Source organism: Streptomyces sp. TM32 (genome assembly GCF_004122755.1).
In the GTDB taxonomy this organism is placed as follows: domain Bacteria; phylum Actinomycetota; class Actinomycetes; order Streptomycetales; family Streptomycetaceae; genus Streptomyces; species Streptomyces sioyaensis.
Genome location: NZ_SDIG01000171.1, coordinates 1 through 13,088, shown reverse-complemented (window position 1 = coordinate 13,088; position 13,088 = coordinate 1). Strand labels below are relative to the sequence as shown.

General features: G+C 70.7%; 10 protein-coding genes and 1 pseudogene. 3 read left to right on the top strand and 8 right to left on the bottom strand.

Annotated elements, in window-relative coordinates:
- Nucleotides 1–118 precede the first annotated feature (118 nt).
- On the bottom strand, nucleotides 119–1,462 hold the full coding sequence (locus tag EST92_RS26905) for a UDP-glucose/GDP-mannose dehydrogenase family protein (protein WP_129283362.1): 1,344 nt from the start codon (nucleotides 1,460–1,462) through the stop codon (nucleotides 119–121).
- 259 nt (nucleotides 1,463–1,721) lie between these two features.
- On the opposite strand from EST92_RS26905, the gene EST92_RS26900 reads away from it, so the two are divergent.
- A complete protein-coding gene (locus EST92_RS26900) occupies nucleotides 1,722–2,897 on the top strand; it encodes an acyl-CoA dehydrogenase (RefSeq protein ID WP_129283361.1) in 1,176 nt (391 codons plus the stop codon).
- Between the two features lie 72 nt (nucleotides 2,898–2,969).
- Here EST92_RS26900 and EST92_RS26895 read toward each other — a convergent pair whose 3' ends face one another.
- Nucleotides 2,970–4,265, bottom strand: a complete 1,296-nt coding sequence (locus EST92_RS26895) for an LCP family protein (RefSeq protein WP_129283360.1) — start codon at nucleotides 4,263–4,265, stop codon at nucleotides 2,970–2,972.
- Between the two features lie 273 nt (nucleotides 4,266–4,538).
- Here EST92_RS26895 and EST92_RS26890 point away from each other — a divergent pair, with 273 nt between their 5' ends.
- Nucleotides 4,539–5,093 carry an acyl-CoA thioesterase gene (locus EST92_RS26890; RefSeq protein WP_129283359.1) on the top strand — a complete coding sequence of 185 codons (555 nt, stop codon included), beginning with the start codon at nucleotides 4,539–4,541 and terminating at the stop codon, nucleotides 5,091–5,093.
- Here the strand turns inward: EST92_RS26890 and EST92_RS26885 are convergent.
- From EST92_RS26885 to EST92_RS26875, 3 genes are all read right to left on the bottom strand, one after another.
- Nucleotides 5,044–5,625 (bottom strand): VanZ family protein, encoded by a 582-nt coding sequence (locus EST92_RS26885; protein WP_129283358.1) that lies wholly within the window; start codon nucleotides 5,623–5,625, stop codon nucleotides 5,044–5,046. The two genes, EST92_RS26890 and EST92_RS26885, sit on opposite strands and share 50 nt — an antisense overlap.
- Nucleotides 5,626–5,654: 29 nt before the next feature.
- Nucleotides 5,655–6,110 (bottom strand): hypothetical protein, encoded by a 456-nt coding sequence (locus EST92_RS26880; protein ID WP_129283357.1) that lies wholly within the window; start codon nucleotides 6,108–6,110, stop codon nucleotides 5,655–5,657.
- Nucleotides 6,111–6,207: 97 nt separating this feature from the next.
- Nucleotides 6,208–7,671, bottom strand: a complete 1,464-nt coding sequence (locus EST92_RS26875; RefSeq protein ID WP_129283356.1) for an LCP family protein — start codon at nucleotides 7,669–7,671, stop codon at nucleotides 6,208–6,210.
- Between the two features lie 271 nt (nucleotides 7,672–7,942).
- On the opposite strand from EST92_RS26875, the gene EST92_RS26870 reads away from it, so the two are divergent.
- Complete coding sequence (locus tag EST92_RS26870; protein ID WP_129283355.1) at nucleotides 7,943–8,974, top strand: glycosyltransferase family 2 protein; 1,032 nt, start codon at nucleotides 7,943–7,945, stop codon at nucleotides 8,972–8,974.
- A 127-nt stretch (nucleotides 8,975–9,101) separates the two neighbouring features.
- Here the strand turns inward: EST92_RS26870 and EST92_RS26865 are convergent, their stop codons facing one another.
- The 3 genes and pseudogenes from EST92_RS26865 to EST92_RS31865 form a co-directional block, all read right to left on the bottom strand.
- On the bottom strand, nucleotides 9,102–10,790 hold the full coding sequence (locus EST92_RS26865; protein ID WP_129283354.1) for an LCP family protein: 1,689 nt from the start codon (nucleotides 10,788–10,790) through the stop codon (nucleotides 9,102–9,104).
- A 71-nt stretch (nucleotides 10,791–10,861) separates the two neighbouring features.
- Nucleotides 10,862–12,631: an LCP family protein gene (locus EST92_RS26860; protein ID WP_129283353.1), complete on the bottom strand. Its 1,770-nt coding sequence runs from the start codon at nucleotides 12,629–12,631 to the stop codon at nucleotides 10,862–10,864.
- 223 nt (nucleotides 12,632–12,854) lie between these two features.
- Nucleotides 12,855–13,088 (bottom strand): annotated as a pseudogene (locus EST92_RS31865) (LytR family transcriptional regulator); the annotation flags it as partial.

Genomic DNA, 13,088 nt, shown 5'->3' with positions numbered 1-13,088 from the left:
GCCCGCCGCAGGCGCAACGGCGACAAACCACCACGGCGGGACAGCCGACAACGTACGGCGCGCCGCAAAGCGCAACGGCGAGACACCACCGCGGCGGGAAAGCCGACAACGTGGGGAGTTAGGCCTTCGGCCTACCCAGCGCCCGGTAGGTCCAACCCGCCTTGCGCCACAGGTCGGGGTCGAGGGCGTTGCGGCCGTCCAGGATGCGGCGTTCGGCGACGACGTCGCCCAACGTGGCGGGGTCGAGCTCGCGGAACTCGCGCCACTCCGTGAGGTGGAGCACGACATCGGCGCCGCGTACGGCGTCCAGGGCGGTGTCGGCGTAGCCCAGCGTCGGGAAGAGGCGCCGCGCGTTCTCCATGCCCTTCGGGTCGTAGACCGTCACCTGGCCGCCCTGGAGGTGGATCTGGCCGGCGACGTTGAGGGCGGGGGAGTCGCGGACGTCGTCCGAGTCCGGCTTGAAGGTCGCGCCCAGTACGGCGACCCGCTTGCCCAGGAAGCCGCCGCCGCCGAGCGCGTCCCGGGTCAGCTCGACCATGTGACCGCGGCGCCGCATGTTGATCGAGTCGATCTCGCGCAGGAACGTCAGCGCCTGGTCGGCGCCCAGTTCGCCGGCGCGCGCCATGAAGGCCCGCAGGTCCTTGGGCAGACAGCCGCCGCCGAAGCCGATGCCGGCCCGCAGGAACTTCTTGCCGATCCGCTCGTCGTGCCCGATGGCCTCGGCGAGCTTCACCACATCGCCGTTGGCCGCCTCGCAGACCTCCGCCATCGCGTTGATGAAGGAGATCTTCGTCGCCAGGAAGGAGTTGGCGGAGGTCTTCACCAGCTCGGACGTCGGGTAGTCCATGACGATGAAGGGGGAGCCCTCGGCGAGGGGGGTGGCGTACACCTCACGCAGCAGTTCTTCGCCCCGCTCACCGGCCACGCCCACCACGATCCGGTCCGGGTGCAGGGTGTCCTTGACGGCGAACCCCTCGCGCAGGAACTCCGGGTTCCAGGCCAGCTCGACATCGGCGCCGGCCGGGGCTGCCGCGGCCAGCCGCTCGGCGAGCCGGGCCGCGCTGCCCACTGGCACCGTCGACTTGCCGACCACCAGGGCGGGCCGGGTCAGATGCGGAGCCAGCGCGTCGAAGGCGCTCTCCACGTACGACATGTCACAGGCGTACTCACCGTGCTTCTGCGGGGTGTTCACGCAGATGAAGTGCACATCGCCGAAGGCGCCGGCCTCCTCGTAGGAGGTGGTGAAGCGCAGCCGTCCGCTCGCCCCCTCGATCCCGGCGACGTGGCGGCGCAGCAGCTCCTCCAGGCCGGGTTCGTACATCGGGACCTCGCCCCGCTGCAGCATCTCGATCTTCTCGGGGACCACATCGAGCCCCAGCACCTCGAAGCCCAGCTCGGCCATGGCCGCGGCGTGGGTGGCGCCGAGGTAGCCGGTGCCGATCACTGTGATCTTGAGGGCCATGGATGCTCCAAACAAGCGGGGCGGCGCGGGCGCCGGCATGCAGGGTGGTGGTCGGTGTGCGGGCGGGCAGAAAATTGGCGCTGACAGAGCATAGTCGGGCGTGGAACGTCCCACTCCAGCCGCTCGCCCCCGCCCCGTGCGTCACTGTCGGCAACCTCACGTATCCGCAGGCGGGATCCGGCGCCTAGAATCCGGAGAGGTAACGGGTTACTTAACGGTAATTAGCACTTGCAGTCAGCTCTCAGGGGAGTGAGAAACCTTGGCGGGAACCGCTGATTTCGATCTGTACCGGCCATCCGAGGAGCACGACATGCTCCGCGAGTCGGTGCGCTCGCTCGCCGAGGCGAAGATCGCGCCGTTCGCCGCCGCGGTGGACGAGGAGGCCCGCTTCCCGCAGGAGGCGCTCGACGCGCTGGTCGCCAACGACCTGCACGCCGTGCACGTCCCGGAGGCCTACGGCGGCGCCGGCGCCGATGCCCTGGCGACCGTCATCGTCATCGAGGAGGTCGCCCGCGTCTGTGCCTCGTCCTCCCTCATCCCGGCGGTCAACAAACTCGGCTCGCTGCCGGTGATCCTCTCCGGCTCCGAGGAGCTGAAGGCCAAGTACCTGGGCCCGCTGGCCAAGGGCGACGCGATGTTCTCGTACTGCCTGAGCGAGCCGGACGCCGGTTCGGACGCGGCGGGGATGAAGACCAAGGCCGTGCGCGACGGGGACCACTACGTCCTCAACGGCGTCAAGCGCTGGATCACCAATGCCGGTGTCAGCGAGTTCTACACGGTGATGGCCGTCACCGACCCCGAGAAGCGCTCCAAGGGGATCTCGGCCTTCGTCGTGGAGAAGGGCGACGAGGGCGTCTCCTTCGGCGCACCGGAGAAGAAGCTCGGCATCAAGGGCTCGCCGACCCGCGAGGTCTACCTCGACAACGTCCGGATCCCCGCCGACCGCATGATCGGCGTCGAGGGCACCGGCTTCGCCACCGCCATGAAGACCCTGGACCACACCCGCATCACCATCGCGGCCCAGGCGCTCGGCATCGCCCAGGGCGCCCTGGACTACGCCAAGGGCTACGTCCAGGAGCGCAAGCAGTTCGGCAAGCCGATCGGCGACTTCCAGGGCGTCCAGTTCATGCTCGCCGACATGGCCATGAAGGTGGAGGCGGCCCGTCAGCTCACCTACGCCGCGGCCGCCCGCTCCGAGCGGATATCCGCCGGCGGCAAGGGCGAGGACCTGACGTTCTTCGGCGCCGCGGCCAAGTGCTACGCCTCGGACGCCGCCATGGAGATCGCCACGGACGCCGTCCAGCTGCTCGGCGGCTACGGCTACACCCGTGACTACCCGGTCGAGCGGATGATGCGCGACGCCAAGATCACGCAGATTTATGAAGGCACGAATCAGGTGCAGCGGATCGTGATGGCGCGGAACCTGCCGCAGTAGTAGGGGCGTACGGCGAGGGGCCCCGGATCGCAGTGGCGGTCCGGGGCCCCTCGTATGCCGGGCGGCGGTGGGTCAGTTGCCGCTGACCGTGACCTTCTCGTCGTTGTTCAGCTGCTGGACGAGCTGCCGGAGCTTGGCCTTGTCCCAGACCAGGTTGCCGCCGGTGGAGCCGGAGATGGGCATGTTCATCGACTTGCCGTCGCCGCCGGTGACGCCCTTCATCGCGAAGAACATGCTGCCGAGGTCGAACAGGTTCATGTCCTTGTCGACGATGAGGGTGTCCAGGCCGGCGCTCATCGTCGGGTAGAGCTTGAAGGGGTTGAGCACGGTGCCGGGGGTGGCCGTCTGGCTCGCCAGGGTCGCCAGGAACTTCTGCTGGTTCTTCGTCCGGTCCAGGTCCTGGCCGGCGAAGGCGTGCCGGGTGCGGACGAAGGCGAGCGCCTGCTGGCCGTTGAGCGTCTGCTTGCCCGCCGGGAAGTCGGCGCCGGAGTTCTTGTCCTTGAACGCCTTCGGGATGTCCATCTCGACGCCGCCGATGGCGTCCACGATGTTGGCGAAGCCGGCGAAGCCGATCTCGACGTAGTGGTCGATGTGCAGCTTGGTGTTGTACTCGATGGTGCGCACCAGCAGCTCCGGGCCGTCCTCGGCGTAGGCCGCGTTGAGCTTGGTGTGCCGGCCGGTGTTCGGGTACTTCTTGCCGGAGTCCGAGCCGACGAACGACGGTATCTCGACGTCGGAGTCACGCGGCAGGGATATCAGCGTCGGGCCGTTGCTGCCGTCGTGCAGGATCATCATCGAGTCGGTGCGCTTGCCCTCGGCGGAGCCGGTGTGCAGCTTCTGCTTCTCCGCGGCGGACATGCCCTCACGGCTGTCCGAGCCGACGATCAGGTAGTTGGTGCCGTCGCCTTCCAGCGGCCGGTCGATGACCTTGCTCAGGTCCACCTGGCGGCGGAGCTTGCCGTCGGCCCAGAAGTAGGTGGCGACCGAGGCCACCGCGAGCACCGCGACCAGAGTGATCACGGTCCACTTGATCCGCCGGCCCCAGCGCGGCCGAGGCCGCCCGGGACGGCCGTCGTAGCCGTAGTCGTCACCGCGACGGCCCCCGCCACCGCCGCCGTAGACCTCGCCGGTGTTGTAGCCGCTGTCGTATGCGTCGTCGTAGCCCTGGGACTGCTGCGGCGGCACGGTCGCGCCTCTGCGCGGGGACATCGACTGCGGCATCGGCGGCTCGTGCCGCTGGTAGCCGGGGGCCGCGTCGCGCCGCACCTTGGGCATGGCGCGCGCACCCTCCGGCTCGGCACTGCCGCTGCCGTATCCGTACCGGTTGCCGCTCTGGTCGCCGGACCACCCATTGGGCCACTCATTCATACGGGGAAGTGTGCATGCCGCGGCGGGGTGCTCCATAGAGCGGGTGCCGGATCGGGCCAGGGCTGTTGCAGAGCTGATGCAAAGCCACGGCGGCCTTCCACCGCATACCGGAAGGGGGAGTTGCCATCCCGACCTGGGATAACGGAAGGTCGTATTCCGGTTTGTGTCCGGCAGGGATCACGAGAGCAATGTCACGGACCTGCGGCTCGGTGCGAGAGCTGTCTCACGGACGGTCCGGGGCCCGGTCGCCTTCCGGCCACTTAGGGTGGCTGCATGACCGAACTCGCCACCGAAAACGCCGAGGAAGGGCAGGCCGGCAAGCCCACCTCTGTGTCCCGCATCACACTCAGCCACATCATGACGGCGGTCGACACCAACCTGCTGGGAACGGTGCACGGCGGCGTGATCATGAAGCTGGTGGACGACGCGGCGGGCGCGGTGGCCGGGCGCCACTCCGGCGGGCCGGCCGTGACCGCCTCCATGGACGAGATGGTCTTCCTCGAACCGGTCCGGATCGGCGACCTCGTGCATGTGCGCGCCCAGGTCAACTGGACCGGCCGCTCCTCGATGGAGGTGGGCGTACGGGTCCTGGCCGAGCGCTGGAACGAATCCAGCCCGGCACAGCAGGTCGGGTCCGCCTACCTCGTCTTCGCCGCCGTCGACGAGCAGGGCAAGCCGCGCCGGGTGCCGCAGGTGGTCCCCGAGACCGAGCAGGACAAGCGCCGCTACCAGGAGGCGCAGATCCGCCGCACGCACCGCCTCGCCCGGCGGCGCGCCATCAAGGAGCTGCGCGAACGGCGCGCCGCGGAAGGCCTCGACGGCACATAGCGGCGACCGTCAGCTGCGCGAGCAGCGCCAGCCCCGTGCCGATGACGGTGCCGGCCGCCGCGCAGATCACATCGTCGACATCGGCGATCCGCCCGGCCCGCATCAGCAGCTGCGCCGTCTCGATGATCAGGCACAGGCCCACCCCCAGCAGGAACGCTGCGGCGGCCGACGTGCGCGGCGCCGCGAACCTCAGCATCAGCGGTGCGGGGACGAACAGCGCGGCGTTGGCGATCTGCCGCCGCACCAGCATCGCCAGCTCCCCGGGCTCCAGCTGGGCGCCCAGGTCGAACAGCCCCTCTCCAGGTCGCCACCACACCGTCGCGTCCCCGGACCCGATCGGCTGGCTGGGGGCGAGCGTCGCCGCCAGGAGCAGCAGCAGCCAGCCGGCCAGCAGCATCCGGGCCGCGGTGCGCGGTGCGCGGTCGGCCGGGGCGCGAGCCGCCCACAGGGCCAGCGCCAGCGCCAGCAGCAGCGCCAGGATCAGGAAGAGCGCCACCGAGGCGGGGGTGATGCCGAGCACTACCTGCCACACGATGCGCCCCTTTCAGGACATCCAGGACATCAACTGCAGCTCCATTTTGTGACGTAGACCGTCTGCGCCCGCTCCATGACGCCCCGGATGCACTCGTCCCGGAGCATCTCCACCCGGCCGCTCAGCCCGACGGCGCCCCCTTGCGTCCGCCGGGTGCCGAACCAGCCGGGGAAGGCGGTGATCCGGTCGTTCCTGCGCTGGTAGCCGAGTCGCACGATGATCTCGTCCGGCCCGTCCGGCTCGTCCCGCCGGTAGGTCGCGGTGTACGTCCCGTCGGCCCCCACCGGACCGCTCAGGCACAGCTGGCCGCGCACCAGGTCCCCGCAGCCGGTCGGTGCGGCCGGCGCCGGCGGCGCGGCGGCGGCGGTGGCCGCGACCAGGCCCAGGGCCGCGAGGGCCACCGTGACCCGGCGCGCACGGTGCTGCGCGTACGGCCGGCGGGCCGGCGGTCCGGGCAGGGTGCGGCGGGGTGCGGGAACGCTCATGCCGCCTCGCCCCGCTCGGCCCCGCCCGCGCGAGGCGCGCACGCTGCGACGCGGGGCACGCGACCGGCAGCCGGCCGCCGGAGCCCGCCGCGCCGGCTCATGGGCACACCGCCTGATCGCCGGTGATCGCCGCGATCCCGCCGGGCCGCTGCGGCGGCTCCTCGGCCCGCACCCGCTGCACCGCCCGGTGGTCCCGGCCGACCGTCACCTGCATCACCGGCCCCTGCCCGGTCACCGGGTGCAGCTCGGCGCCGGGCAGCGCGACGGCCAGCGAGCGGGCCGAGCGGTCCCAGCGCGGGTCGTAGGCGACGACCGTGCGGGGCACCGTGCCGAGAGGGGAGGCGCTGGGGGCGCCGGTGGTGGCGAAACCCGTGGCGTGCAGCTCCCCGGCCACCGAGGTGCCCGCCCCGGCCCGGCCGCTGCCGTTGTCGACCTGCACCTGGACCTGGCCCGGCGGTACGTCGACGACCCGGCCCCGCGGCGCCTTCCCGTCCCGGTGCGCCGCGATCGGCTTGTCCTCGCGGATCGCCTGGAAGAGCTTCGGCGCCTGCACCGGATCCCAGCGCACGGTCGAACCGACGCCCGGCACCGTCTGGGCCGTACTGGCCAGCGGCACCGACGTGAACTCCGAGGACGACGGGGAGAAGCCGCGCATCGCCTGCCCGAGGTCGACCAGGTCGTTGGCCCCGAAGCCGGAGTCGGCCCGTACGGACCGCAGCATCGTGTCGGCGACGTCCCTGAAGCGGATGGGGTTCATCAGCACTCCGGAGGAGGTGATCTTGTGGATGAGGGCGGCCAGGAAGCGCTGCTGGCGCTGCATCCGGCCGAGGTCGGCGGAGCCGTCGATGTGCCGGGAGCGCACGTACTGCAGCGCCTGTCCCCCGTTGAGCTGTGACTTGCCGACCGGCAGGGCCAGGCCCGTATAGCTGTCCCGCAGCGGTCGTACGGTGCAGATCTCCACCCCGCCGACCGCGTCCACGCTGCGCATGAAGCTGGTGAAATCGACCTCCAGATAGTGGTCGATGTGCACCCCCGTCATGTGCTCCACGGTCCGCACGGTGAGGTTGGGCCCGCCCTCGGCATAGGCCGCGTTCAGCTTGATGGCGTGGACCGGGCGCGGGGCCCCGGTGACGGCATCCGTATGGGCGGGGACCTCGGCATAGGAGTCGCGGGGGAGGCTGATCACGCTGGCGCGGTCCCGGTCGGCGGAGAGGTGCACCAGCATGAGGGTGTCGGTGCAGTGACAGGGCGCGCCGCCCAGGTGGTACTTCTGCTTCTCCGCGGGGGTGAGCTTGTCCCGCCCGTCCGTGCCGACGACCAGGAAGTTCAGGCCGTCGCCGCCCCCGGGGCGGTTGCTCATGCCCTTGAAGGCGTCCACCCGGCCGAGGCCGCTCTCCACGCCCGTGACCATGGCGTGCCCGATCCCGCTCGCGGCGAGTACCAGCACGGACGCGGCGGCGCCGATCCGCAGCCCCCAGCGCTTCCCCGGCGGGCGCCGGCGCGGCGCGGGCCGGGCGGTCCGGCGCCTGGCCGGACGGGGGGAGCGGAACGGCGCGGTCACGGGGGACACCTCCGCGGCTGGACGGCGTGAGCGGTGCCCGGCGGGGAGCGGGGCAGGACGGTGAGGAGGCAGGTGGGGACGAAGCCGGCGAGGACACCGTAGGCCCATACGATCGGCTGCAAAGCGCCACACGCCGGGCATCCGGCGCCCGGCCACCCGGCTGCGCCCGAGGGTGTCCCCCGTTCGCGGTAACGTGAGGCGCGATACTGCAGTCTCCCGGCGGGCGCTGCCGTCGCTGGCGGCCGCCGCGGGCCGTAACCCCTGAGGAACCATGCCGCAGCAGCAGCCCCCGGCCGTCTCCGTGATCATGCCGGTGCTCAATGAGGAACGTCACCTGCGCAACTCGGTCCGGCACATCCTGGAGCAGGAGTACGCCGGAGAGATGGAGGTGGTGATCGCCCTCGGCCCGTCCACGGACCGTACGGACGAGATCGCCGCCGAGCTCGTCGCCGAGGACCCCCGGGTGCACACGGTGCCGAACCCCACCGGCCGTACGCCCGCCGCGCTGAACGCCGCGATCAAGGCGTCCCGGCACCCCATCGTGGTGCGGGTCGACGGCCACGGCATGCTCTCGCGGAACTACATCGCCACCGCCGTGCGCCTCCTGGAGGAGACCGGCGCGGCGAACGTCGGCGGCATCATGCACGCCGAGGGGGAGAACGCCTGGGAGGACGCGGTCGCCGCCGCGATGACGTCCAGGATCGGCGTGGGCAATGCCGCCTTCCACACCGGTGGACAGGCGGGCCCCGCCGAGACCGTCTACCTCGGCGTCTTCCGGCGCGAGGCCTTGGAGCAGCAGGGCGGCTACAACGAGGAGTTCATCCGCGCCCAGGACTGGGAGCTGAACTTCCGCATCCGGGAGGCCGGCGGCGCGATCTGGTTCTCACCCGAGCTGAAGGTCCAGTACCGCCCGCGGCCGAGCGTCAAGGCGCTGGCCAAGCAGTACAAGGACTACGGCAAGTGGCGCCACGTCGTGGCCCGTTACCACGCCGGATCGATCAATCTGCGCTACCTCGCGCCGCCGACCGCGGTGTGCGCCATCGCGGCGGGCCTGGTGGCCGGCGCGGCGGTCACGCCGTGGGCGCTGATCGTCCCGGGCGGCTACCTCGCCGCCATCGTCGCGGGCTCGGTGCCCGCCGGTAAGGGCCTGTCGCCGAAGGCACGCCTCCAGATCCCCCTGGCCCTGGCCACCATGCACATGGCCTGGGGCGTGGGCTTCCTGACCAGCCCCCGCTCGCTCGCCAGGAAGGTCATCGCCAGCCGCCGCCCGGCCGTGCCGAACCCTGCGGTGGGGGCCGAGTAGGCGGGGTCCGCTCTCCGTGGAGGCGTCCCCTCCGCGCCCGAACCTCCCCTCCTCACCACGCCCACCCCCCGAAGGGGGGGTGGGCGGCGGGGAACCCGGACCGGCGGCCGGCGGGGAACCCGGACCCTCAGAAGCTGTACTGCGGATTCACCTTCATGCAGGCCTTGGAGTCCTCGCCGTTGAGCGCGTCCGCGCTGTCCGGGGCCTTGTCCGCGCTCTTCTCGTCGCCCGACGTCTTCGGGTACGCCGAGCCGGTGCGCCAGTCGTTGCCGATCACCAGCCGCATCCCGGTGGCCGAACTCGACTCCCGTACCGCGCCCTTGGGCAGGCCGAGCGTCTTCGCCAGCGCCAGGGCGTCGCCGCGCAGCTTCTTGTCCCCGTAGGTGATCGTGGTGTCGGCCTGCGTGGTGAGCGTCGGGTCGGTGGCGGCCGCGCCGTAGCCGAGGCCGGCGAGCCGCTGCTGGATGACGGCCGCGCGGCCGGAGACCGGGCCGTTCACCGTGCTGTTGGTGCCGTTCTGCACCACCACCTTCAACTCGCCCTTGGGAGTCGAGGGCTTGGGCGCCGGCGCCGCCTTCTTCTTCTTGTCCTTGCCGTCCAGCGCGGTGTCGTTGCGCAGCAGCGCGAAGGTGGCCTCCGCATCGCCGGGCTTGGGCTCGACGTACTGCTCGCCGGGGCCGTACTGCCAGGGCATGGTGACCATCGTGATGCGCTTGGTCGGCACCCGGTTGAGGTCGCCGCCCAGGTCGTAGAGCTTCTTGACGGTGTCCAGGCCGTCGTCGACGGTCAGGGACCTGGTCGCGGCCTCCGCCAGGTCGCGCAGCTGGCCCGGGTCGGTGAGCTTGGTGCCCTTCTTGAGCTGACGGACCATCGAGTTCATGTACATGTGCTGGGCCTTGGCCCGGCCGATGTCGGTGTTGTCCTCGAAGCCGTAACGGGTGCGCAGCCATTGCAGGGCCTGCACGCCCTTGACGGAGTGGGTGCCCTTGGTGAGCTTCAGCCCGCTGCCGTGACCCTTGCTGTCGTGCGAGTAGACGTTGTTGTCGACACAGACCGGGACACCGCCGATGGCGTCCGCCATGGAGACCACACCGGAGAAGTCGACCATCATGAAGTGGTCGATGTAGACGCCGGTCAGCTCCTGCCAGGTGGCGAGGGTGCACCCCGGACCGCCGTGCTGGAGCGACTGGTTGATGGCCGCGGAGGTCTGTGGATAGACCTGGTGCGTCTTGGGGTCGGTGCACTGCGGGATCGTCACCCGGGTGTCCCGCGGGATGGAGATCACCGACATGTTGCTGCGGTCCGCGGAGACGTGCAGCAGCATCTGGACGTCCGCCAGCGGCTTGCGGTCCGCGTCCTGCCGGGCGCCGCCGAGCTTGATGTTCTCCGCGCTGTTACGGCCGTCGGAGCCCAGCAGCAGGATGTTCAGCGGGCTCTGCCCGAAGGCGTTGGGGTCCGGCTTCTTGAGCCCGCCCCCGCCCAGGGACCGCGGCGCCTTGCGGAGGTTGGCATTGAGGTGCTCGTAGTACCAGTACCCGGCGCCCGCGCCGCCCACTATCAGGACGGCGAGGGTGAGGGCCGTCCAGCGCAGCACCTTGCGGCCCTTGCCCCGGCGCGGCCGCCCCCCTTTGCGGTGGCCGCCGTCGGCGGACGTGTCCCCGTCCTCGGGGGGCACGCCGCCGTCGGCGGGCGTCCAGCCGGGGGCGTCCGGCGGCAGCCCCCCGTCGGAGTAGAGACCGTCGTCCCAGCCCAACTCCTGTGCGTCCGGCTCGCGTCGTCGACGCGAGCCGTCACCACGCACACTGCTCTGCCGCATCTGGCCCTCTCCCCGTTCTCCGTCCGATGGTGCGCTCGGCGCCTCGGCGGGGCGGCCGGATCCTGCTCAGATCACTTCGCGCAGACGTTCTTGTCATCTGCATTGACGTTCTGCACCCCGTCCGGGGTTTCGGTCGGCGCCTCGATCGGTGAGCCCGGTGCCTTGAAGTCCTTCCCGAGGGTGAGCTTCATCGGCTGACGGTCACCGGCGTTCTGCGCCGACTTCTTCAGTGCGCTCTTGGGCAGACCCATCCAGTCGGCCAGAGTGGCTGCCTGGTCGGCCTGGTTGGGCGCGTATTCGAGGCGGGTGGCGGCCAGCTTCGCCGGGGCGTTGCCGGCGTTGGTGGAGAGCTTGGCGGCCTTGGAGTTCTGCAGCCAGTCCACGGTCTCCTGGGCCGAGCCGATCGGCCCGCCGCCGTTGGTGACATCGACCCGCACCTGCTCGGGCGGGGCCTTCTTCACCGGCGCGGACTTCTTGCCCTTGCCCTTCTTGCCCTTGGCCAGGGTGTGGTCCGCGCGCACCATGGCGAACAGCGGGTCCGCCGCGGTCTTGTTGAGAATGACGGTGGCCGGGTCCTTGGGGTTGTCCAGCACCGGCACCGTGGCGAAGGTGATCTTGTCGATGTCGACCTTCTTGAGGTCGTTGCCGAAGTCCAGCAGCTTGCCCGCCGTGCCGATACCGGTGTCGACGGTGAGCGCCTTGGTCGCCGCCTGGCTGACGTCGTAGAGCTTGCCCGGGCTGCTGAACGCGCTGGACTTCAGCTTGCGGATCAGCGAGCTGAGGAACTGCTGCTGCATCTTGATCCGGTCCAGGTCGCTGCCGAATCCGATGGCGTGCCGGGTACGGACGAACGCCAGCGCCTGCTCGCCCTTGACGATGTGCCGGCCGGCCTTCAACTTCAGGTGCGACTTGGGGTCGTTGAGGTCCTTGGCCGCGCACACCTCGACGCCGTCCACCGCGGTGGACAGCTCCTTGACGGCGTTGAAGTCGGCCATCATGAAGTGGTTGATCTTCAGCCCGGTCATCTGCTCGACGGTGCGCCAGGTGCAGCCGGGGTCCCGGCCCTCCTGGCCCAGGCTGGTGTTGAAGCGCACCTGGTTCTCGCCCGGGACGATCTTCTTCGAGCCGTCCTTCTGCTTCGTCGGGCAGTTCGGGATGTTGGTGATCATGTCGCGCGGGATGCTCAGCGCGGTGGCGTTCGTCCGGTCCTTGGAGATGTGCATCAGGATCGTGGTGTCCGCGTGCCCGACGCTGCCGGCATCGCCGTAGCCGGAGTTGCCCTTACCGTCCCGGGCGTCCGTCCCGATGATGAGGACGTTGACCGGGCCGCTGGAGACCGCTTCGTTCTCCACGCCGACGTCGACCTTGGAGATGTTGCCGTCCAGCTGCTGGTAGACGTAGTACGCGGCGCCGCAGCCGGCGACGAGCACGAAGCTCACCACACCGGCCGTCCAGTACAGCGCCTTCTTCTTCCCGGTCGCCTTCGGCTTGGGCTTACGGCGGCCGACCGGGCCCGACGCCGTTGCCGTCGCCGTCCGGTTGCCCGCCGCCCGGCGTGCCGCCCGGCCGCCGGACGGCCGCTCGCCGTCCTCGGCCGCGGCGCCCTCGTTCCGCCGGCCGCGCTGGGTCGGCAGCGGACGGGTGTCGGTGTCACCGCCCTCGCTGCCCGGATTGCGCGCGGCGCGTCTGCTGCCGGGAGTCTTCCGGTCGGAGGGCCGAGCGGGGGCTTGACCGGCATGGTCAAGTCGCAGCTCGTAATTGCCGGTGTTCGGATCGAACACCCACTGATCGGCGGGATCGACGTTGTTGTCGCCCGCCCGCCCACGGCCTTGCGCGTCCACGGTGCCTTGAGTCCTCCGTCGGTGCCACGCGGCGCCATCCCCTCAAGGCGCTCGGTCGGTCGATCGTGCATTGCATGGTCATCGGTCGGATGGTGGCCCGACCGGATCGCTCACACTATCCGCCCAGTTCAGCGCCCCGCGACGCCCGTGACAAAATCCACTTACCTACAACTGGGCAATCCGCCCAATACATTCGAGTAGCCGGGTGTACTTTGCGGCATCTTTATTCGCAGCTCCCGTGTTCCGCGGTCGTCCCGGGAAAGGCCGGCCCCGAACCCGGCGCCGGCGAGGGTGATCCTTCCGGCCGGCCGGACGGTGCCCCCTCTCCCGTGCGGACCGGTGCCTCCGCACTGTCGGGCGGCGGCGTCACGGTCACCCGAAGATCCCTGCGCAACTGCCCGAAGAGCCGTTCCGCGTCCGGTTGCACCAGCTCATCGCGGTTGCGGTCGAAGCGGTA